General features: G+C 72.6%; 20 protein-coding genes. 12 read left to right on the top strand and 8 right to left on the bottom strand.

The window, feature by feature from the left end; all coding sequences use genetic code 11:
* Position 1 precedes the first annotated feature (1 nt).
* The 3 genes from ACZ6BG_RS28230 to ACZ6BG_RS28220 all read left to right on the top strand — a co-directional run bounded on the left by ACZ6BG_RS28230 (position 2) and on the right by ACZ6BG_RS28220 (position 2923).
* Positions 2 to 1519, top strand: coding sequence for a DUF2252 domain-containing protein (locus tag ACZ6BG_RS28230; protein ID WP_469006523.1), 1518 nt, complete (start codon positions 2 to 4; stop codon positions 1517 to 1519).
* Between the two features lie 9 nt (positions 1520 to 1528).
* Positions 1529 to 2506, top strand: coding sequence for a J domain-containing protein (locus ACZ6BG_RS28225; protein ID WP_469006521.1), 978 nt, complete (start codon positions 1529 to 1531; stop codon positions 2504 to 2506).
* A gap of 87 nt (positions 2507 to 2593) precedes the next feature.
* The gene (locus tag ACZ6BG_RS28220) at positions 2594 to 2923 is read left to right on the top strand and encodes a rhodanese-like domain-containing protein (RefSeq protein ID WP_469007193.1); all 330 of its coding nucleotides are present in this window, start codon (positions 2594 to 2596) and stop codon (positions 2921 to 2923) included.
* A gap of 87 nt (positions 2924 to 3010) precedes the next feature.
* Here the strand turns inward: ACZ6BG_RS28220 and ACZ6BG_RS28215 are convergent, their stop codons facing one another.
* The 6 genes from ACZ6BG_RS28215 to paaA form a co-directional block, all read right to left on the bottom strand.
* On the bottom strand, positions 3011 to 4162 hold the full coding sequence (locus ACZ6BG_RS28215; protein ID WP_469006519.1) for an acyl-CoA dehydrogenase family protein: 1152 nt from the start codon (positions 4160 to 4162) through the stop codon (positions 3011 to 3013).
* 137 nt (positions 4163 to 4299) lie between these two features.
* Positions 4300 to 5367: a 1,2-phenylacetyl-CoA epoxidase subunit PaaE gene (gene paaE / locus ACZ6BG_RS28210; protein WP_469006517.1), complete on the bottom strand. Its 1068-nt coding sequence runs from the start codon at positions 5365 to 5367 to the stop codon at positions 4300 to 4302.
* Positions 5367 to 5963: a 1,2-phenylacetyl-CoA epoxidase subunit PaaD gene (gene paaD, locus ACZ6BG_RS28205; RefSeq protein ID WP_469006515.1), complete on the bottom strand. Its 597-nt coding sequence runs from the start codon at positions 5961 to 5963 to the stop codon at positions 5367 to 5369. The genes paaE and paaD overlap by 1 nt, the downstream gene beginning before the upstream one ends.
* Positions 5957 to 6727 carry a 1,2-phenylacetyl-CoA epoxidase subunit PaaC gene (paaC, locus tag ACZ6BG_RS28200; RefSeq protein ID WP_469007190.1) on the bottom strand — a complete coding sequence of 257 codons (771 nt, stop codon included), beginning with the start codon at positions 6725 to 6727 and terminating at the stop codon, positions 5957 to 5959. The genes paaD and paaC overlap by 7 nt, the downstream gene beginning before the upstream one ends.
* 11 nt (positions 6728 to 6738) lie before the next feature.
* Positions 6739 to 7029, bottom strand: a complete 291-nt coding sequence (paaB, locus tag ACZ6BG_RS28195) for a 1,2-phenylacetyl-CoA epoxidase subunit PaaB (RefSeq protein WP_468454025.1) — start codon at positions 7027 to 7029, stop codon at positions 6739 to 6741.
* A complete protein-coding gene (paaA, locus tag ACZ6BG_RS28190; protein WP_469006511.1) occupies positions 7026 to 8042 on the bottom strand; it encodes a 1,2-phenylacetyl-CoA epoxidase subunit PaaA in 1017 nt (338 codons plus the stop codon). The genes paaB and paaA overlap by 4 nt, the downstream gene beginning before the upstream one ends.
* 250 nt (positions 8043 to 8292) lie before the next feature.
* On the opposite strand from paaA, the gene ACZ6BG_RS28185 reads away from it, so the two are divergent.
* The 3 genes from ACZ6BG_RS28185 to ACZ6BG_RS28175 are packed head-to-tail and all read left to right on the top strand — an operon-like array spanning position 8293 to position 11271.
* Positions 8293 to 9093, top strand: a complete 801-nt coding sequence (locus tag ACZ6BG_RS28185; RefSeq protein WP_469006508.1) for a DUF5819 family protein — start codon at positions 8293 to 8295, stop codon at positions 9091 to 9093.
* The gene (locus ACZ6BG_RS28180) at positions 9093 to 10406 is read left to right on the top strand and encodes an HTTM domain-containing protein (RefSeq protein ID WP_469007188.1); all 1314 of its coding nucleotides are present in this window, start codon (positions 9093 to 9095) and stop codon (positions 10404 to 10406) included. The genes ACZ6BG_RS28185 and ACZ6BG_RS28180 overlap by 1 nt, the downstream gene beginning before the upstream one ends.
* A gap of 55 nt (positions 10407 to 10461) precedes the next feature.
* Positions 10462 to 11271 carry a TrmH family RNA methyltransferase gene (locus ACZ6BG_RS28175; RefSeq protein WP_469006506.1) on the top strand — a complete coding sequence of 270 codons (810 nt, stop codon included), beginning with the start codon at positions 10462 to 10464 and terminating at the stop codon, positions 11269 to 11271.
* Between the two features lie 33 nt (positions 11272 to 11304).
* Here ACZ6BG_RS28175 and paaN read toward each other — a convergent pair whose 3' ends face one another.
* Positions 11305 to 12996: a phenylacetic acid degradation protein PaaN gene (paaN, locus tag ACZ6BG_RS28170; protein WP_469006504.1), complete on the bottom strand. Its 1692-nt coding sequence runs from the start codon at positions 12994 to 12996 to the stop codon at positions 11305 to 11307.
* A gap of 216 nt (positions 12997 to 13212) precedes the next feature.
* On the opposite strand from paaN, the gene ACZ6BG_RS28165 reads away from it, so the two are divergent.
* The gene (locus tag ACZ6BG_RS28165; RefSeq protein ID WP_469006501.1) at positions 13213 to 14727 is read left to right on the top strand and encodes a 3-hydroxyacyl-CoA dehydrogenase; all 1515 of its coding nucleotides are present in this window, start codon (positions 13213 to 13215) and stop codon (positions 14725 to 14727) included.
* Positions 14724 to 15317 carry a TetR/AcrR family transcriptional regulator gene (locus tag ACZ6BG_RS28160; protein WP_469006499.1) on the top strand — a complete coding sequence of 198 codons (594 nt, stop codon included), beginning with the start codon at positions 14724 to 14726 and terminating at the stop codon, positions 15315 to 15317. Before ACZ6BG_RS28165 ends, ACZ6BG_RS28160 begins: the two co-directional genes overlap by 4 nt.
* A gap of 55 nt (positions 15318 to 15372) precedes the next feature.
* On the opposite strand, the gene ACZ6BG_RS28155 is transcribed toward ACZ6BG_RS28160, so the two are convergent.
* Positions 15373 to 15873: an Lrp/AsnC family transcriptional regulator gene (locus tag ACZ6BG_RS28155; protein ID WP_380842935.1), complete on the bottom strand. Its 501-nt coding sequence runs from the start codon at positions 15871 to 15873 to the stop codon at positions 15373 to 15375.
* A 191-nt stretch (positions 15874 to 16064) separates the two neighbouring features.
* Between ACZ6BG_RS28155 and pdhA the strand changes: the two genes are divergently transcribed.
* The 4 genes from pdhA to ACZ6BG_RS28135 all read left to right on the top strand — a co-directional run.
* A complete protein-coding gene (gene pdhA / locus ACZ6BG_RS28150) occupies positions 16065 to 17207 on the top strand; it encodes a pyruvate dehydrogenase (acetyl-transferring) E1 component subunit alpha (protein ID WP_469006497.1) in 1143 nt (380 codons plus the stop codon).
* Complete coding sequence (locus ACZ6BG_RS28145) at positions 17204 to 18208, top strand: alpha-ketoacid dehydrogenase subunit beta (RefSeq protein WP_469006494.1); 1005 nt, start codon at positions 17204 to 17206, stop codon at positions 18206 to 18208. The genes pdhA and ACZ6BG_RS28145 overlap by 4 nt, the downstream gene beginning before the upstream one ends.
* Positions 18208 to 19860: a dihydrolipoamide acetyltransferase family protein gene (locus tag ACZ6BG_RS28140; RefSeq protein WP_469006491.1), complete on the top strand. Its 1653-nt coding sequence runs from the start codon at positions 18208 to 18210 to the stop codon at positions 19858 to 19860. Before ACZ6BG_RS28145 ends, ACZ6BG_RS28140 begins: the two co-directional genes overlap by 1 nt.
* 90 nt (positions 19861 to 19950) lie before the next feature.
* Positions 19951 to 20722, top strand: a 772-nt coding sequence (locus ACZ6BG_RS28135; protein WP_469006488.1) for a molybdenum cofactor guanylyltransferase, incomplete at its 3' end; no start/stop codon positions are given.

Raw genomic sequence — 20722 nt, 5'->3', positions numbered from 1 at the left:
GATGGGTGTGGGCGGCGACGGAGTGGCGTTCTCGGGGGTCGGTGACTCGGGGGTCGAGGAGCGGTCGGGCGGTCGGCGGCTGCCGCGTGTGGAGGGGTTCGCGCACTGGCCCGCGGGCGGAGCCGGCGGGTCCGCGCAGCCCAAGCAGGAGGGCAAGGTGCTGCGCGGGCGCACCCCGCGCTCCGCGCACGCGGAGTTCGTGGTGGACGACCACCGTCCCGACCCCGTCTCGGCGATGGAGGAGACGAACAGGGGACGGCTCGCGGAGCTGACGCCGCTGCGGGTGGCCAGGATGGCCGCGTCCCCCTTCGCCTTCCTGCGCGGCTCCGCCGGACTCATGGCGTACGACCTCGCCCGCACCCCGCTCACCGGCATCGGCGCCCAGATATGCGGCGACGCCCACGCGGCCAACTTCGGTCTCTACGGGGACGCGCGCGGCGGCCTCATCATCGACCTGAACGACTTCGACGAGACGGTGCACGGGCCGTGGGAGTGGGACGTCAAGCGCCTTGCCACCTCCCTCGTCCTGGCCGGACGGGAAGCGGGCGCCAAGGAGGACACGTGCGCCGAGGCGGCCTACGACGCGGTGGGTGCCTACCGCCGCACGATGCGCCTCCTCGCCAAGCTCCCCGTACTGGACGCCTGGAACGCGATCGCCGACGAGGAACTGGTCTCCCACACCGACGCCCGCGACCTGCTCGGCACCCTCGACCGTGTCTCCGAGAAGGCCCGGCAGAACACGAGCGCCCGCTTCGCCGCCAAGTCCACCGAACCGGTCCCGGACGCCGGGACCCCGACGGGCCACGTCACGCCCCGGCGCTTCGTCGAAGCGCCCCCGGTGCTGCGGCGGATACCGGACGAGGAGGCGTCGGCGGTCGCCGCGGCCCTCGGTGAGTACCGCACCACCCTGCCGGAGGACCGCCTCCCCCTCCTCGCGCGGTACTCCATCCAGGACGTCGCCTTCCGCGTCGTGGGCACCGGCAGCGTCGGACTGCGCTCCTATGTGGTGCTGCTCCTCGACCACCGGGGGGAGCCGCTGGTCCTCCAGGTCAAGGAGGCCGGGCCCTCCGCGCTGCTGCCGCACCTGCCGGTGGCCGGATTCAAGGAGCAGGAGAGCGAGCACGAGGGCCGGCGGGTGGTGTTCGGCCAGAAGCGTATGCAGGTCGTCAGCGACTTCCTGCTCGGCTGGACGACGATCTCCGGACGGCCTTTCCAGGTACGGCAGTTCAGGAACCGCAAGGGCAGCGTGGACCCGGCCGCCCTCGCCGCCGACCAGCTCGACGACTACGGCCGCATGACCGGCGCCCTGCTCGCCCGCGCCCACGCGCACAGCGCCGACCCCCGGCTCATCTCCGGGTACTGCGGCAAGAACGACGAGCTGGACGAGGCCGTGGCCGCCTTCGCGGTGACGTACGCGGACCGCACGGAGGCCGACCACGCCCAACTGGTCGCCGCGGTGCGGGAGGGGCGGCTGCGGGCCGTGGAACAGGGCGCCGTGACCCCGGGAGCTGTGGCCTAGGCTGGACAGGTGACGACCCCGGAAGCCGAGCCGACGAGCCCTGAGACGCCCGAGCAGCCGTATGAGGCGGCGGAGCGGCCGCACGAGACGGCGGCAGGGGCGCGGTCCGACGCGGAGTCGGAGGGTGGGTCGGGTTCCGGGACGCCGTCCGAGGCGGGCGATCAGGCGGACGTCGGCGCCGGGACGGCGGCAGGCGCCCAGGCCGGTGCCGGTGCGCGGCCCGAGGAGCGGCTTGAGAAGGCCGTGCGCGTCGCCGAGCAGGCGCTGATCGAGTACGAGATCGCCGTGGAGACGTTCCGGGTCGAGGTGGAGAACTTCTCCCGGCTGCACCACCAGAAGCTCGGACCGATGTACTCGCGCCTGGACGAGCTGGACGCCCTGATCGCCGAGGCCGTGGCGGCGCGGTCCGGGGACCCGGAGGACCTGCGCAAGGCGGACGAGGCGCGGGCGCGGGTGCTGCCGATGCCGGCGGTCGAGGAGTTGTTCCACGGCTGGATGGACGGCGACGGCCTTTTCCCCGAGGCCGCCGCGATGCTCACCGATCAGGCCGTCCGGCCGCCGCAGCGGGTGCGGCCGAGCGACGAGGTCCGCAAGCTCTACCGGGAGCTGGTCCGCAAGGCCCACCCCGACCTCGCGCAGGACGAGAAGGAGCGCGGGCGCCGCGACGAGTTCATCACCCGCGTGAACGCCGCGTACGGCCGTGGCGACGAGGCGCTGCTGCGGGAACTGCTCGCCGAGTGGGCCGCGGGTCCGGTGCCCGAGGAGCTGCGGCCCACGCCGAGCGAGGAGCTGTACGCCCGGCTCGAATGGCTCGCCCGGCGCAAGGAACTGCTCTCGGTCGTGGCTCGGGAGCTGGAGGAGAGCGCGATCGGGTCGATGCTCAAGCTGGCGCCCGACGACCCGGACCGGCTCCTGGAGGAGATCGCCGAGCAGCTGCTGGCCCAGGTCGCGGAGCGCGAGGCCGAGCTGGAGCGGCTGACCGCCTGAGCGGGACGGCGGGGTGTGCCCCGTGGGTGGGCGGCGGTGGGGCGCTGGCGGTCGGGTAGCGTCGGGTGCATGCAATTCGGATCTGGTGTGCCCACGGTCACGGTCGGCGATCTCTCGGACGGCGACTTCCTGCTGGACGTCCGCGAGGACGATGAATGGCAGGCGGGTCACGCGCCGGGGGCGCTGCACATCCCGATGAGCGACTTCGTCGCCCGCTTCGGAGAGCTGACCGAGGCGGCGCCGCAGGACGGCAAGGTGAACGTCATCTGCCGGTCCGGCGGCCGTTCCGCCCAGGTGACCATGTATCTCGCGCAGCAGGGCATCGACGCGGTGAACGTCGACGGCGGCATGCAGGTCTGGGAGGCCTCGGGCAAGGCCGTCGTCGACGACAAGGACCAGCCCGGCACGGTGATCTAGCCCGGCGCGGTGATTTGGCCCGGTCGGGCTCCGTGGTCCGCCCGGCGTGGGCGTGGTGCGACCGTCGCCCGGTCGCGAGCCGTCGCCTCAGCTGAGGGAGTGTGCCGCCAGCAGGTCGCCCAGGGCGTCCTCGTGCGCCGCGGCCGGGCCGAGCGCGAGCTCCAGGTGCTTGGCCCAGGCGTGGTAGCGGTGCAGGGGGTAGTCGGTGTCGGCGCCGAAGCCGCCGTGCAGGTGCTGTGCGGTCTGCACCACCCGGCGTACGCCGTCCGACGCCCAGATCTTGGCCACCGCCACATCCGCGGAGACCGGCAGCGGCCCGCCGCTGCCCGCGCCCGCGCGGTCCGGTGAGCTGAGCCGCCAGGCGGCCTGCCAGAGGGTGACTTCCATGGCGCGCAGGTCGATGTAGCGGTCGGCGGCCTGCATGGCGACCGCCTGGAAGGTGGCGACCGGGAACCCGAACTGCTCGCGTTTGCCGGTGTATTCACTCGTCATGCCGAGCACGCCCGTACCGAGTCCGAGCGCGAGCGCGCAGGTGCCGGTCGCGAGCAGGTGCCGGAGGAAGTCCCAGGCGCCCTCCGCCGTGATCACGTCCCGGGCGCCGACCCGCACCGCGTCCAAGCGCAGTTCGCCGAGCCGCTCCCCGCTCGTGGAGAACTGCTCGGCGAGGGCGAGTCCGGACGGCCCGCGCGGCACGAGAGCGAGGACGGCGCGGCCGTCGGGGGTCGTGGCGGGCACGACGGTGATGTCGGCGTCGTAGGCCCAGGGGACGCCGGTCTGGAGGCCGTCCAGGATCCAGTCGTCGCCGTCGGGGCGCGCGGTGACGGCGAGTTCGGCGCCGTCGTGACCGGTGCGGCCGTTCGCGGCGACGGTCAGGACGGTCCCGCCGCACGCGGTCGACTCCAGGACTGCCTGCTTCAACTCGTCGCCGCCGTAGAGCTGTACGGCGTACGCGGCCGCACAGCTCTCAAGCAGCGGGACACGCGCCAGCACCTTCGCCGACTCGCGCAGCACCAGGCAGAGCGCGATGGGGTCCAGACCCGACCCGCCGTACTCGGGCGCCAGCAGCAGGCTGAGCAGGTCGGCGTCGGCGAGCTTGGCCCACAGCGCGCGGTCGAAGTCCTCGGCGACGGCCCGGGGGGTGAGGGCGGGGCTGGGCACGCCGTCCGGCGCGACTCCGGCGAAGACCGCCTTGGCCGCCTCGAGTGCCGCCTGCTGCTCCTCGGTGAAGGTGAAGTCCACTGCTTGTCCCTCCGCACCGGCCGGTTCGGTCTCGTCGGCTCCGCCGCTGTTTCTGACGGGTCGTCAAGATAGAACACGTTCTATGGGATGGGAACAGTCGCGGCGCTGTCCGGCGTCGGTCCCGCGCGGCGGGCCGCTCAGCGGTCGAAGTCCAGCTCCACCTTGTCCGTGGTCGGATGCGACTGGCACGCCAGCACATAGCCGGCCTCGGTCTCCTCCGGTTCCAGCGCGAAGTTCCGGTCCATGCGGACCTCGCCGGACACCTTGAACGCCCTGCACGTACCGCACACTCCGCCCTTGCAGGCGAACGGCGCGTCCGCGCGGTTGCGCAGCACCGTGTCGAGCAGGGACTCCCCCGCCCGCACCGGCCAGGTGCCGGAGCGGCCGTCGAGGGTGACCGTGACCGTGCTGTCCGCCGGGGCGGGCACCGCCGGAGCCGTCGTGAGGCCGTCGTCCACGTGGAATATCTCCTCGTGGATGCGCCGCCGCGCCACTCCCAGCGCCCGCAGCGTCCGCTCCGCGCCCTGCACCAGGCCGTAGGGACCGCACAGGAACCAGCCGTCGACCTCCTCGACCGGCAGCAGCGCGGGCAGCAGCCGCGCGAGGCGCTCCTCGTCCAGACGGCCCGAGTTGAGCCCCGCCTGCTGCTCCTCGCGGGAGAGCACCGTCACCAGCTGGAAGCGGTCCGGCCAGCGGTCCTTCAGGTCGGCGACCTCGTCGAGGAACATCGTGGACGCTGCCGTGCGGTCGCTGCGTATCAGACAGAACTCGGCGTCCGGCTCGCGCTCCAGGAGCGTCGTGACGATGGAGAGCACCGGCGTGATCCCACTGCCGCCGACCACCGCGGCATACCTCCCCGGAGCCGGATCCAGGGTGAAGCGGCCCGCCGGTGTCATCACCTCCAGCTCGTCCCCGACGACGACCTCCTTGCGCGCGTACGTCGAGAAGGCACCGCCCTCCACCACGCGCACCCCCACCCGCAACCGCTTCGGCTCACCGGGAGCTTGGGGGTGCGGGGCAGGGGAGCAGATCGAGTACGTACGCCGGATCTCCGTGCCGTCGACGACACGGCGCAGGGCCAGGTGCTGGCCGGGGGCGTACCGGTACTCCTCGCGCAGGTGCGGTGGCACCTCGAACGTCAGCGTCACGGCGTCGTCGGTGAGCTCCTCGACGGCCGCCACACGGAGCGGGTGGAAGCGCGCCATCACAGCTCCTTGAAGTGGTCGAAGGGCTCCCGGCAGGTGACGCAGCGGCGCAGCGCCTTGCAGGCGGTGGAGGAGAAGCGGCTGAGCAGTTCGGTGTCCGTCGAGCCGCAGTGCGGGCAGCGGACCGTGAGGGTGAGCGGGATCGGTCCTTCGGCGGCGTGCGGGCGGGGCGGCGCGATGCCGAACTCCGCGAGCTTGCGGCGGCCTTCGGCGCTGATGTCGTCCGTCGACCAGGCGGGGGAGAGCACCGTGCGCACCGTGACATCGTCCCGGCCGTCCTCGCGCAGCACCTGCTCGATGTCCGCGCTCATGGCCTCTATGGCGGGGCAGCCCGTGTACGTCGGTGTCAGCTCGACGTCCACATGACCGGTGCCGCTGACCCGGACGGAGCGGAGCACGCCCAGCTCGGAGAGGGTGAGGACGGGCAGCTCGGGGTCCGGCACAGAGCCCGCGAGGGCGTAGAGCCTGGCCTCAAGGGCGGTGGGCGCGGGGGCCGTTGTCGGCTCGGCGGGGGCCGTGGGTCCGGCGGACGTGGTGCGCGCGGGTCCGGCGGAGGCGGTGTGCGCTGAGGGTGCTTTGGGGGTCGTGGTCACCATGACGCCCCCGGGTGGCTGCGGTGCAGGTGCTGCATCTCGGCGAGCATCCGGCCGAACGACTCGGTGTGCAGGCCCTCGCGTCCGGCGCCGGCCGTCCATGCCCCGCTCTGTGGGCCCTCGGGCACGGTGAGCGTCGCCTTCTCGAGCACTTCGGTGACCGTGGCCGTCCACTGCTCCCGCAGGGCTTCCCGGTCGAGGTCGAGACCGGCCACGGGCGCGAACATCTCTCCGGTGAAGCGCCAGAGCGCGTCCACGCCGCGCTGCATCCGCTCATGGCTCTCGGCCGTGCCGTCGCCGAGCCGGAGCGTCCACTGCTCGGCGTGGTCCTGGTGGTAGGCGACCTCCTTGACGGCCTTCGCGGCGAGCGGCGCCAATGGGCTTTCGGCCGCCGCCAGTTGGCCGTACATGAGGTTCTGGTACACGGAGAAGTACAGCTGGCGGGCGATGGTGTGCGCGAAGTCGCCGTTCGGCTGCTCGACCAGTTGGAGGTTCCGGAAGGAGCGCTCCTCGCGCAGATACGCCAGCTCGTCCTCGTCGCCCGCCAGGGAGAGCAGCACCCGGGCCTGACCGAGCAGGTCCAGGGCTATGTTCGCCAGGGCCACCTCTTCTTCGAGGACGGGGGCGTGACCCGCCCACTCACCCAGGCGGTGCGAGAGCACCAGGGCGTCGTCGCCCAGGGCGAGGGCCGCCGTGTGGACGGCGGCGGCGTCGGTGGCCGGGGCGGCGGTGGGCGGGGTCGCGGCGGCCGACGGCGCGGGGGTCATGGGCGTGGGGGTCACAGGTGCTTCACTCCTTCCGGGATGTCGTAGAACGTCGGGTGGCGGTAGGGCTTGTCGGCGGCGGGCTCGAAGAAGGAGTCCTTCTCGTCCGGCGAGGAGGCGGTGATCTGCGCGGACGGCACGACCCAGAGGGAGACGCCTTCGTTCCTGCGGGTGTACAGATCCCGGGCGTTGCGCAGGGCCATCTCCGCGTCCGGGGCGTGCAGGCTGCCCGCGTGTGTGTGGGACAGCCCGCGGCGCGAGCGCACGAACACTTCCCACAAAGGCCATTCGGTCGAGCCGGTCATGCGGTCGCCTCCTTGCGCTCGCTCTGCTTGGCGGCGTACGCGGCCGCCGCGTCACGCACCCAGGCGCCTTCTTCGTGGGCTCGTCTGCGCTGCGTGATGCGCTGGTCGTTGCACGGGCCGTTGCCCTTGAGGACCGACCAGAACTCGCTCCAGTCGATGGGGCCGAAGTCGTGCTGCCCCCGTTCCTCGTTCCACTTCAGGTCCGGGTCGGGGAGCGTCAGGCCGAGCGACTCGGCCTGGGGGACGCAGATGTCCACGAAGCGCTGGCGCAGCTCGTCGTTCGAGTGGCGCTTGATCTTCCAGATCATGGACTGCTCGGAGTGCGACGACTCCGCGTCCGGCGGGCCGAACATCATCAGCGACGGCCACCACCAGCGGTCCACGGCGTCCTGGGCCATCGCGTGCTGCGCCTCGGTGCCGTGGCTCAGGGCGAGCAGCAGTTCGTACCCCTGGCGCTGGTGGAACGACTCCTCCTTGCAGACGCGGACCATCGCGCGGGCATAGGGGCCGTACGAACAGCGGCACAGCGGGACCTGGTTGGTGATCGCCGCGCCGTCCACGAGCCAGCCGATCGCTCCTACGTCCGCCCAGGTCAGGGTCGGGTAGTTGAAGATCGATGAGTACTTCTGGCGGCCCGAGTGGAGCTTGTCGAGCAGGTCGTCGCGGCTCGCGCCGAGCGTTTCCGCGGCGCTGTACAGATACAGGCCGTGGCCCGCCTCGTCCTGGACCTTGGCCATCAGGATCGCCTTGCGGCGCAGGGACGGCGCGCGCGTGATCCAGTTGGCCTCGGGCTGCATGCCGATGATCTCGGAGTGGGCGTGCTGCGCTATCTGGCGCACGAGTGTGGCGCGATAGGCGTCCGGCATCCAGTCACGCGGCTCGATGCGCTCGTCGGCCGCGACGGCCGCGTCGAAGACCGACTCCAGCGCCGCGGTGTCCATGGCGCTGTCCACGGCGGCGGCCGCCGCGGCCTTGTGCGGTGCCGTGGTGAGCGGCTGGTGCGCTGTCGCCATCTCGGTCCCCCTCGACCTCGGGCAGTGTCTTCGCAACTCTCGTCCTGCCGGCGTGCCTCTGCGCCGGCATTCCGGCATTCCGTCGAACCCACCGACCGACCGATCGTTCGGTTCGTGGAATTCAATGGTGCGGCGCCTCGCCATAAGGTGTCAACCCTGTGGATAACCTCCGGGACGCTGGGCCTGGCGGGCGGGCCTGAGTACGGTTCCGGCGGCAGGGTTCGGTCGTGGGGTCGAAGAACGGGGCGAGATGGACGGGTACGACAAGGATGTGGGCGGCGAGACCGCCGGGTCCGACGCCGCTGCCACGGCCTCGGACGCCGAGCCCACGGGCCCCGACGCCGCGCCCGCCCGTACCGGCATCGCTGCCCTCTCCCGTCGCTCGCAGGTCGTCGCCGCCCTAGTCCTCGCCGTGGTCGTCGCCACCGTCTGCGTCCATGTCGGGATGGTGTTCCTGCACGTGGCGCCGTCGAACACCGTCACCAAGGAACACGGCCGGACCGTCGACGACTGGATCTACCCGGAGTTCGAGCAGAACTGGAAGCTGTTCGCGCCGAACCCGCTTCAGCAGAATGTGTCGGTGCAGGTCCGCGCGCAGATCCGAACCGCGGACGGGGTCGGCCGGACCACGCGCTGGTACGACCTGTCCGCGCAGGACGGCGCCGCCATCGACCACAACCTCCTGCCGAGCCACACGCAGCAGAACGAGCTGCGCCGCGGCTGGGACTTCTTCGTCTCCACGCACGACGCGCAGAATCGTCCCACCGGTCTGCGCGGCGAGCTGTCGGAGCGCTACATCCGCCGCATCGTGCTGCTGCGCCTGCACCGGCACGAGCCGCTCGCCCGCGGGGAGACGTTCGACCAGGTGCAGGTGCGGTCCCGGACCACGGGCGTACAGCCGCCGGAGTGGAGTGACGAGAAGATCACCACCAAGCCCGTGCTGCGCGTGCTTCCGTGGTGGTCGGTCACGCCGGGCGACCTGCCGCTGGTCGGCGAGGACCGCGCGCGCAGAGACGTGGCCGTGGAACAGAAGAAGAGGAGCGTCCGGTGATCCGTCTCGACCCGCTCGCTCGGGGCGTGCAGCGTGTCACGGCCCAGGCCCTCGGCCCGTACCAGACCGCGGTGGTCCGTATCGGCTTCGCCGCCACCTGGCTGCTGTTCCTGCTGCGTGAACTGCCGCACCGGCGTGAGCTGTACGGGCCCGACGGCCCCTGGAGCTGGGACATGGCCCAGCAGCTCATCTCCGCCAACGACGCCTTCACGGCGCTGATGTGGTCGGACGGCCGGGTGTGGTTCGAGATCGTCTACTTCCTCGCGATCGGCTCCAGCGCCCTGCTGCTCGTCGGCTGGCGCACCCGCGCCACGTCCGTGCTGTTCATGATCGGCGTGCTGTCGCTGCAGAACCGCAGCATCTTCATGGGGGACGGCGGCGACAACGTCATCCATCTCATGGCGATCTACCTGGTCTTCACGCGGTGCGGCCAGGTCTGGTCCCTGGACGCGCGCCGTGCGGCACGCGCGCGTGCCGTGCAGCTCGGCCATGGGGATGACGACGGCCCTGGGGATGGCGAAAGCCGTGGGGACGAGGGTATCCGCGGGGACGACGGAGACCGTGGGGACGACGGTGCCCGCGCGGGCGGGGGTGACCGGGTCGGTCCCGCCCTGTGGTGGGTGCTCGGCCTCGCCCTGTCCGTTGTGACGTTCATGGGGGAGCTCAGCTGGTTCTGGCTGCTGCTGTTCTGGGGGCTGTGGGTCGCGCACGTGCTGTGGTGGGTCGCCGTCCGGCGCGCGCCGGACGGTGAGACGCGTGTGCTGCTCGACGTCGTCGCCAACCTCGCCCACAACGCCGCCCTGTTGGTGATCATGGTCGAGGCGTGTCTGATCTACGCCACGGCGGGCTGGTACAAGATCCAGGGCAGTCGCTGGCAGGACGGGACGGCCGTCTACTACCCGCTCCAGCTCGACTACTTCTCGCCCTGGCCCGCGCTCGCCGACCTGCTGACCTCGCACGGCGTCCTGGTGATGCTGGTGACGTACGGGACGGTCGCCGTGCAGGTCGCCTTCCCGTTCACGCTGTTCAACCGGCGCGTCAAGAACGTGCTGCTCGCGGTGATGATCTTCGAGCACGCCGTCATCGCCGTAGTCCTGGGACTGCCGTTCTTCTCGCTCGCGATGATCGCGGCCGACGCGGTCTTCCTGCCCACGTCGTTCCTGCGGCGCCTCGGCGGCTGGGTGGTCCGCACGCGCAAGAGGCTGCGCTCGCGGGTGCCGCGGCTCTCCCGCACGGAGGCGTCGCCGGGGCCGCCCGGGGAGGAACACACCCGGGAGGCCACCGAGCACGCGCGCGTAGGCTTCGGTGCGTGAGCGGTGGCGGCTGTACGGGTCGAAGCAAGAGTGGCGGTAGTGGGCGGCAGTGGCGATGAGCGGTAGTCGTACGGAGGGCGCGGGCGACCGCGGTCCGCGGCGCGGGGAGCCGACCGACCCGGTCCGTGTCTGGCACGGCCTCGCCGACGCCTCCGTGCTCCTCGACGGCTTTCACGCCCTGAAGCACGCGCTTCGCTTCGGCGCCCGCATCCCCCTCGCCCTGACCAGCGACAAGGCCGGTGTCCTCGGCCTCGCGCAGGACTTGGCGCCGGATGTGTCGGACGCGCTCGACGCGCTGCTCGCCGAGACCGACGACGCGACGTTGCGCGCCCTCGTGCCCCGGCTGCACCCGACGGCCGTGGCCGCTTTGGCGGTACGTCCGTCACGTGCTGCCAACCTGGCGGCGCTGGAGCACACGCCCAGGGCCGCCCCTGTCGTCGTCCTGGACGACCCGCGCAACCTCGGCAACGCCGGGGCGGTGATCCGGCTCGCGGCGGGCTTCGGCGCGACGGGAGTCGTGACGACCGGCACGCTCGACCCCTGGCACCCCACGGTCGTGCGCGGCGGCGCGGGCCTGCACTTCGCGACGGCCGTGGAGCGCGTGGACGTCGGTGAGCTGCCCAAGGGGCCCCTGTTCGCCCTCGACGCGGAGGGCGAGGACATCCGGGGCGTCGAGATCCCGGATGACGCCGTGCTGGCCTTCGGGTCCGAGCGCAGCGGCCTCTCGGCCGAACTGCGTGCCCGGACCGACCACTTGGTGTCGCTGCCGATGCGACCGCAGGTGTCGAGCTACAACCTCGCCACGAGTGTCGCGATGGCGCTCTTCCACTGGTCGTCGGGCACGCCCCCGAAGGCCCAGGCCTGAGCCTGCTCCCTCGGGGGCGTGGCACCGCCCGGCTCACGCCTCCTTGCGGATCTCCACCACGCGGAAGCGGTTGGCCACGAACGCGCTGTCGCACAGCGCGGCGTTCGCCGCCGGGTTGCCGCCGGAGCCGTGGAAGTCCGAGAACGCCGCCGTCTGGTTCACATACACGCCGCCCGTGAGGTTCAGCGACAACTGGGCGCTCTCCTCCAGGCAGGTCTCCTCGACGGCCGAGGACACCTCCGCGGACGTGGTGTACGCCCCGACCGTCATCGCGCCCTTCTCGCGCACCGTGCGCCGCAGCAGCTCCACCGCGTCCGCCGCAGAGTCGACCGCGACGGCGAAGGAGACCGGGCCGAAGCACTCGCTGAGATAGGCCGCCTCGGCGTCCGGCTTGGCACCGTCGAGCTTGACGATCACCGGGGTGCGCACCACGGCGTCGGGGAACTCCGGGTTGCTGACCTGCCGTGAGGCGAGGGCGACTTCACCGATTCCGGGAGCCGCGTCCAGGCGGGCCTTCACGTCCGGGTTGACCAGGGCGCCGAGGATGCCGTTGGCCCGGGCCTCGTCGCCGAGGAGGCCGTCCACCGCGCTCGCGAGGTCCGAGACCACCTCGTCGTACGACTTCGCGCCCGCGTCCGTCGTGATGCCCTCGCGGGGGATCAGGAGGTTCTGCGGGGTCGTGCACATCTGGCCGCTGTACAGCGACAGGGAGAAGGCCAGGTTCGACAGCATTCCCTTGTAGTTGTCGGTCGACTCGACGACGACCGTGTTGACGCCCGCCTTCTCCGTGTAGACCTGCGCCTGGCGGGCGTTGGCCTCCAGCCAGTCGCCGAAGGACGTCGAGCCCGTGTAGTCGATGATCTTGATCTCGGGGCGGGTCGCGAGGGTCTTGGCGATGCCCTCGCCGGGCCGCTCGGCGGCCAGCGCGACCAGGTTCGGGTCGAAGCCCGCCTCGGCCAGGACCTCGCGGGCGACGCGCACCGTCAGGGCGAGCGGCAGCACCGCGCGGGGGTGCGGCTTGACCAGGACGGGGTTGCCGGTGGCCAGGGAGGCGAACAGGCCGGGGTAGCCGTTCCACGTCGGGAAGGTGTTGCAGCCGATCAGGAGGGCGATGCCGCGCCCGACCGGAATGAAGCGCTTGGTCAGGGCGAGCGGGTCGCGCTTGCCCTGGGGCTTGGTCCACTCCGCGTTGTCCGGGGTGCGGGACTGCTCCGCGAACGCGTACGCCACCGCTTCCAGGCCGCGGTCCTGGGCGTGCGGGCCGCCGGCCTGGAACGCCATCATGAAGGCCTGGCCGCTGGTGTGCATGACCGCGTGCGCGAACTCGTGCGTGCGGGCGCTGATGCGCGACAGGATCTCCAGACAGACCATGGCACGGGTCTCCGCGCCCGAGTCGCGCCAGGCGCGCATCCCGGCCCGCATGGCGGGCAGCAGCGTGTCCACGTCCGGATGCGGATACGTGATGCCCAACTCGGGGCCGAACGGCGAGGTCTCCGCGCCCGTCCAGTCGTCGGTGCCCGGCTGGTCGAGGTCGAAGCGGCTGTTCAGCAGGGCCTCGAAGGCCGCCTTGCCCTCGGGCAGGCTCAGGCTTCCGTTCTCCCCGTAGGCCTTGGGGTGTTCGGGGTGCGGCGACCAGTACGCGCGCGTGCGGATCGTCTCCAGCGCCTGGTCGAGGGTGGGCCGGTGCTTGGCGATCAGCTGGTGCGCGGTGAGTTCGGCGGCCATGAGGGACCAACTCCTCGTCGAGTCAGCTCTCCTTCGAGCTGGCGAGCTGGGCAGGGGCAGTGGGCAGGAACAGCAGGACAGAGCTAGAGTAACCGAACGATCGGTCGGTACAAGGGGGTCTGCCGAACCTGTGGAAAACCTCCCCCCGGCCGCCCCGAGCCCCTGGCCAAGACCCCTGTTCCCCGGCCAACACCCCCGTGCGGGAGGATCGCGAGCATGACAGCACTCGATCTCAGCGGCCCCGTCGCCGTGGTCGGCACCGGCACCATGGGCCAGGGCATCGCCCAGGTCGCGCTGGTGGCGGGCCATCCTGTGCGGCTGTACGACGCCGCGCCCGGCTTCGCGAAGACGGCGGCCGCCGCGATCACCGCCCGCCTCGACCGCCTCGTGGAGAAGGGCCGCCTCGACGCCGCCGCCCGCGACGCCGCGACCGGTCGCCTGAGCGCCGTCGAGGACCTCGCCGGACTCGCCGGGTGCGACCTCGTCGTCGAAGCCGTCCTGGAGCAACTGGACGTCAAGCAGAGGTTGTTCCAGGACCTGGAGGAGGTCGTCGCCGAGAGCTGCCTGCTGGCGACGAACACCTCGTCCCTGTCCGTGACCGCCGTCGCGGGCGCACTGAAGCACCCCGGCCGCTTCGTCGGACTGCACTTCTTCAACCCCGCACCGCTGCTGCCCCTGGTCGAGGTCGTCAGCGGCCACGCCACGGACGAAGCGGCGGCCACGCGCGCGTACGACACCGCGAAGGCCTGGGGCAAGACGCCGGTGCGCTGCGCCGACACCCCCGGGTTCATCGTCAACCGCGTCGCCAGGCCCTTCTACGCCGAGGCGCTGCGCCTGCACGAGGAGCGGGCCGCCGACCCCGCGACGATCGACGCGGTGCTGCGCGAGTGCGGCGGCTTCAAGATGGGCCCCTTCGAACTCACCGACCTCATCGGCCAGGACGTCAACGAAGCCGTCACCCGCTCGGTCTGGGAGTCGTTCTTCCAGGACCCCAAGTTCACCCCGTCCCTCGCCCAGCGCCGCCTCGTCGAGTCACGGCGCCTGGGACGCAAGTCGGGACAGGGCTGGTACGCGTACGGGGACGGCGCCGAGAAGGCCGAGCCGCACACCGCGGCGCCCGCGCCCGCGCCGGAGTCCGTCGCCCTGCACGGCGAGTTGTTCCAGGCCGCCGCGCTGGTCCCGCTCATCGAGGCCGCCGGGGTCCGCATCGAGGCCGGGGACGGCGCGTACCCGGACTTCCCCGGCTGGATCGAACTGCCCAGTGGCGCCCGCCTCCGCCTCGCCGACGGCTCGTCCGTCGACGCCGCCGCGGAGCCCACCATCCAGTTCGACCTGGCGCTCGACTACGCCTCGGCCACCAGGATCGCCCTGGCCCCCGCGGCCCGCGTGAGCGAGCGGGCCCTCGGCGAGGCGGTGGGGCTCTTCCAGGCGCTCGGCAAGAAGGTCAGCGTCGTGGGCGCCGCCCCGGGGCTGATCGTGGCCCGTACGGTCGCCTTGCTCGTGGACTTCGCGCACGACGCCGTGGCGCGCGGTGTGGCCGCCGCCGACGACATCGACACCGCCATGCGCCTGGGCGTGAACTACCCGCGCGGACCGCTCTCCTGGGGAGCGGCACTCCGCACGTACTGGGTGGCGGACTTCCTCGACAGCATGCACGGCGAGTACCCCACGGGGCGCTACGCCCCCTCACAGGCGTTGCGCCAGGCGGCCGCGCGGGAGGAGCACTCATGACCACGGCCCGGCGCGACACGTACACCCCGGAGACCCTCCTCGAGGTCGCCGTGCGGGTCTTCAACGAGCGCGGTTACGACGGCACGTCCATGGAGCACCTCTCCAAGGCGGCCGGTATCTCCAAGTCGTCGATCTACCACCACGTGGCGGGCAAGGAGGAGTTGCTGCGCCGCGCGGTGAGCCGGGCGCTCGACGGCCTCTTCGGGATCCTCACCGAGGAGCACGCGCGCGAGGGCAGCGCGGTGCGACGCCTGGAGCATGTCACGCGCCGCACCGTCGAGGTCCTGGTCGCCGAGCTGCCCTATGTGACGCTGCTGCTGCGCGTGCGCGGCAACACGGACACCGAGCGGTGGGCCCTGGAGCGGCGCAGGGAGTTCGACCACGAGGTGGCCGGGCTGCTCAAGGAGGCCGTCGCGGACGGCGACCTGCGCTCGGACGTCGAGCTGCGGCTCGCCACCCGGCTGCTCTTCGGAATGATCAACTCCATCGTGGAGTGGTACCGGCCGGACGCCCACAACGCCGCGAGCGGTCAGGAAGTCGCCGACGCCGTCGTGCAGATGGCCTTCGCGGGGCTGCGCACCGACGGCTGACCAGCGGCTCACGGGGGGAGGGCGCCCAGGCGTCGCACCGCGCGGGCGCCGGGCGTCAGCCCTCCGCCTCCAGGTCGTCCTCTTCGAAGACCAGCAGTGTGCGCGTGCTGAGGACCTCCGGCATGGCCTGGAGACGTGTGAGGACCAGCTCGCGCAGCGCCCGGTTGTCCGGCGTGTGCACCAGGAGCAGGACGTCGAAGTCCCCGCTGACCAGCGCGATGTGGGACGCGCCCGGCAGGGTCCGCAGTTGCTCGCGCACCGTGCGCCAGGTGTTCTGGACGATCTTCAGGGTGATGTAGGCGGAGGCGCCCTGGCCGGCTCGCTCGTGGTTGATCCGGGCGCCGAAGCCACGGATGACGCCGTCCTCGATGAGGCGGTTGATGCGCGCGTAGGCGTTCGCCCGCGAGACGTGCACTCGCTCGGCCACGGAACGTATCGAGGCGCGACCGTCCGTGTGCAGGATCTGCAGGATGTCGCGGTCGATGGCGTCCAGCGGGCGGGGCTGGGGTTCTGGACGCCCCGCCGCGTTCCCGTCGGCCATTCGTTCAGGTGCCATGTCCCCCCGCCTCCCTACCATGGACGTACTGCGTCCATCCCAGGCTGTGGAGAACCGTTTGTCCACAGCCTGGAGGTGCCTGTAGCCAAAATGTGCCGACGACCGAACAATCGGTAGGTGAGGCGCATCACATCGTCGCGCCTCTGTTGCCGCTCCCACGAGGAGATCGCTTCCCACCAGGAGGTGCCGTCATGACGGTCATGGAGCAGCGGGGCGCCTACCGGCCCGCCCCGCCCCCCGCGTGGCAGCTCAGGACCGACCCCGCGCCGCTGCTGCCGGACGCCGAGCCGTATCGCGTGCTCGGCACCGACGCCGCGCGCAAGGCGGACCGGGAGCTGCTTCTCCGCCTCCACGGCGAACTCGTGCGCGGCCGGCGGTACAACACGCAGGCGACCGCCCTGACCAAGCAGGGCAGGCTCGCCGTCTATCCGTCGAGCACCGGCCAGGAGGCGTGCGAGATCGCCGCCGCGCTCGCCCTGCGCGAGCAGGATTGGCTGTTTCCCAGCTATCGCGACACGCTCGCGGCGGTCGCCCGCGGCCTCGACCCCGTGGCGGCCCTCACGCTGCTGCGCGGCGACTGGCACACCGGCTACGACCCGCGGGAGCACCGCATAGCGCCCCTGTGCACCCCCTTGGCCACCCAGCTCCCGCACGCCGTCGGCCTCGCCCACGCCGCGCGCCTGAAGGGTGACGACGTGGTCGCGCTCGCCATGGTCGGCGACGGCGGCACCAGCGAGGGCGACTTCCACGAGGCGCTGAACTTCGCCGCGGTCTGGCAGGCACCCGTGGTCTTCCTCGTGCAGAACAACGGCTTCGCGATCTCCGTGCCGCTCGCCAAACAGACGGCCGCGCCGTCCCTGGCCCACAAGGCCGTCGGGTACGGCATGCCCGGCCGCCTGGTCGACGGCAACGACGCGGTCGCGGTGCACGAGGTCCTCTCCGAAGCGGTGCGGCACGCCCGTGAGGGCGGCGGCCCCACGCTCATCGAGGCCGTCACGTACCGGATGGAGGCGCACACGAACGCCGACGACGCCACGCGCTACCGCCAGGACGCGGACGTCGAGGCCTGGCAGGACCACGACCCGATCCTCCTCCTGGAGCGCGAACTCACCGAGCGCGGCCTGCTCGACGAGGACCGCAGGCGCGCGGTCCGCGAGGACGCGGAGGCGATGGCCGCGGACCTCAGGGCCCGGATGAACCAGGACCCGGCCCTCGACCCCATGGACCTGTTCACGCACGTGTACGCCGAGCAGACCAGCCAACTGCGGGAGCAGGCGGCCCAGTTGCGGGCCGAGCTGGAGGCCGAGAACGAGCCGGACGGAGCGGGACGATGACCACTGTCGCCGTGAAACCGGCCACCATGGGCCAAGCCCTCGGGCGCGCGCTGCGCGACGCGATGGCCGACGACCCGTCCGTGCACGTCCTCGGCGAGGACGTGGGCGCGCTCGGCGGGGTCTTCCGGGTCACCGACGGGCTCGCGAAGGAGTTCGGCGACGACCGCTGCACGGACACCCCGCTCGCGGAGGCGGGCATCCTCGGGACGGCGGTCGGCATGGCGATGTACGGGCTGCGGCCCGTCGTCGAGATGCAGTTCGACGCGTTCGCGTACCCCGCCTTCGAGCAGTTGATCTCGCACGTGGCGCGGATGCGCAACCGAACCCGGGGCGGCATGCCGCTCCCGATCACCATCCGGGTGCCGTACGGCGGCGGGATCGGCGGCGTCGAGCACCACAGCGACTCCTCCGAGGCGTACTACATGGCGACCCCCGGGCTGCACGTCGTCACGCCCGCCACCGTCGCCGACGCCTACGGCCTGCTTCGCGCGTCCATCGCCTCCGACGACCCAGTCGTCTTCCTGGAGCCGAAGCGGCTCTACTGGTCCAAGGCCGACTGGAACCCGGACGCGCCCACAAGCGTTGAACCCATCGGGAAGGCCGTGGTGCGGCGCGCGGGCCGCAGCGCGACGCTGCTCACGTACGGTCCGTCCGTGCCCGTCTGCCTGGAGGCCGCGGAGGCGGCGCGCGCCGAGGGCTGGGACCTCGAAGTCGTCGACCTGCGCTCGCTGGTGCCGTTCGACGACGAGACGGTGACGGCGTCCGTGCGGCGCACGGGGCGCGCGGTCGTCGTGCACGAGTCGGGCGGCTTCGGCGGCCCCGGCGGGGAGATCGCCGCGCGCGTCACGGAGCGGTGCTTCCACCACCTGGAGGCGCCGGTGCTGCGGGTCGCCGGGTTCGACATCCCCTATCCGCCGCCGATGCTGGAGCGGCATCATCTGCCGGGCGTCGACCGGATCCTGGACGCGGTGGCACGGCTGCAGTGGGAGGCGGAGAGCTGATGGCGCAGGTCCTCGAGTTCAAGCTGCCCGACCTCGGCGAAGGCCTCACGGAGGCGGAGATCACCCGCTGGCTGGTGCGGGTCGGCGACGTCGTCGAGGTGGACCAGCCGGTCGTGGAGGTGGAGACCGCCAAGGCGATGGTCGAGGTCCCCTGTCCGTACGGGGGTGTGGTGACGGCCCGCTTCGGTGAGGAGGGCACGGAACTCCCCGTGGGCGCGCCACTGTTGACGGTCGCCGTGGGGGCGTCGGTCGCGGACCTGGAGACCGGCGCGGCCGCCTCCGGTACGCGGTCGGGCGCGTCCGTCGACGGCACTCCCGAGGCGGGCGGGGACGAGGCGTCCGGGAACGTCCTCGTCGGGTACGGCACGGCGGCGGCGCCCGCTCGACGGCGCCGGGTGCGGCCCGCGAGCGGGGGCGCGTCGGGGGCTGCCGGGCAGTCCGGGGGGAGCGGTGCGGACACTGCGTCCGGTGCCGGTGCCGGTGCCGGTGTGGGTTCCGGGGACGCGGGCGCGGGCCTCGGCGCCGCCTCCCGCGCGGAGGGCTCACCGGCGACCATGACAGCGGGGACAGCGGGGACAGCGGGGACAGCGGCTGCGGCCGAGGCCGGGCCCGACTCCGGTCCGGGCGCGGCGGCCGCGCGCGGGGACGGCCCGGTCCCCGTGATCTCTCCGCTCGTCCGCAAGCTCGCCCGGGAGAACGGCGTGGACCTGCGGGAGTTGGTGGGCTCCGGGCCGGACGGGCTGATCCTGCGGGCCGACGTGGAGTACGCCGTGCGGGCCTCGGCGGCGCCGGTCGCGGGTCCGGCGTCGGCCTCCGTGGCGGCACGGGCCGTGGCGTCGGGCATCGGGGCCACCTTCGGGAGTCCCGGGACGGGCGTCGCCGAGGGTGCGGGGACGCGTGCGCGGACGGCGGGCGGCGAGCGGGGGGCAGGCGGCGGCGCGCGGCCTGCCGCGGCCTCCGGAGGCGGAACGCGGATTCCCCTGCGGGGTGTTCGCGGTGCCGTCGCCGACAAGCTGGCGCGCAGCCGTCGTGAGATACCGGACGCCACGTGCTGGGTCGACGCCGACGCGACGGAACTGATGGCCGCGCGCCGGGCGATGAACGCGGCGGGCGGCCCGAAGGTCTCCCTGCTCGCGCTCCTCGCCCGCGTCTGCACCGCCGCCCTCGCCCGCTACCCGGAGCTCAACTCCACGGTCGACATGGAAGCCCGTGAGATCGTGCGGCTCGACGAAGTGCACCTCGGCTTCGCCGCGCAGACCGACCGCGGGCTCGTCGTGCCCGTCGTGAAGGGCGCGCACGCTCGCGACACGGAGTCCCTGAGCGCGGAGCTGGCTCGCCTCTCGGACGCGGCCAGGACCGGGACGCTGACGCCGGGGGAACTCACGGGGTCCACGTTCACGTTGAACAACTACGGGGTGTTCGGGGTCGACGGTTCCACGCCGATCATCAACCACCCCGAAGTGGCGATGCTCGGCGTTGGCCGGATCGTGCCCAAACCATGGGTGCACCAGGGCGAGCTGGCGGTCCGTCAGGTCGTCCAGCTCTCGCTCACCTTCGACCACCGGGTGTGCGACGGCGGCACGGCGGGCGGATTCCTGCGGTTCGTCGCGGACTGCGTGGAGCAGCCGGCGGTGCTGCTGCGGTCGGTGTGACGCACGCTCCGGCGCGCACCGGAAGCGCGGTGCGGGCCGGAGCGCGGCCGCAGAGGTGGCACTGACGGGGGGTGCGCCCATACTCGGGGGATGACCTCGCGCACAGCTCCGGACACCGCCGCGTTCGACGCCGTCGTGCTCGCCGGCGGGCGGGCCGCGCGGCTCGGCGGCGCGGACAAGCCCGGCGTGCGGGTGGGCGGCCGGGCCCTGCTCGACCGGGTGCTCGCGGCGTGCGCCGACGCCGGGACCACCGTCGTCGTCGCGGCGCCCCGGCCCACCGGACGGCCCGTGGTGTGGGCCCGCGAGGAGCCTGAGGGCGGCGGTCCGCTCGCCGCCCTCGACGCCGGGCTGCGCCGCACACGCGCCGAGGTGGTCGTGGTGCTCTCCGCCGACCTGCCGTTCCTGCGGCAGGAGACCGTACGCCGACTCGTCGCCACCCTCGCCGCGGCCGACGGCGCGGACGGCGTGCTGCTCACCGACCCCGAGGGCCGGGACCAGCCACTTGTCGCGGCTTACCGGAGCGGGGCGTTGCGGAGGGAGCTGGCGGGGCTCGGGGGAGGTGGGGCGCCTGCGGCCAGCGGGCCTTCGGGGTCGCCGGGGGCGAGGGGTACGGGGGGTGCGGCGGGTGCGTTGGGGCTGAGGGGTTCGATGGGGCCTGCTGCTTCTGCGGGGCTCATCGGTACGGCAGAGGTCGCTGGGGCGGCAGAAACCACTGGTGCAACCACTGATGCCCTGAGGCCCGCCAACGTCGTTGGCCCCACGGAGGCCACGGAGGCCACGGAGGCCACGGAGGCCACGGAGGCCACGGAGGCCACGGAGGCCACGGAGGCCACGGAGGCCACGGAGGCCACGGAGGCCACGG

This window comes from Streptomyces sp. NPDC041205, from assembly GCF_055591765.1.
Note: the sequence above shows the minus strand (reverse complement) of the source record. Positions and strands in the feature narration are given on the sequence as shown.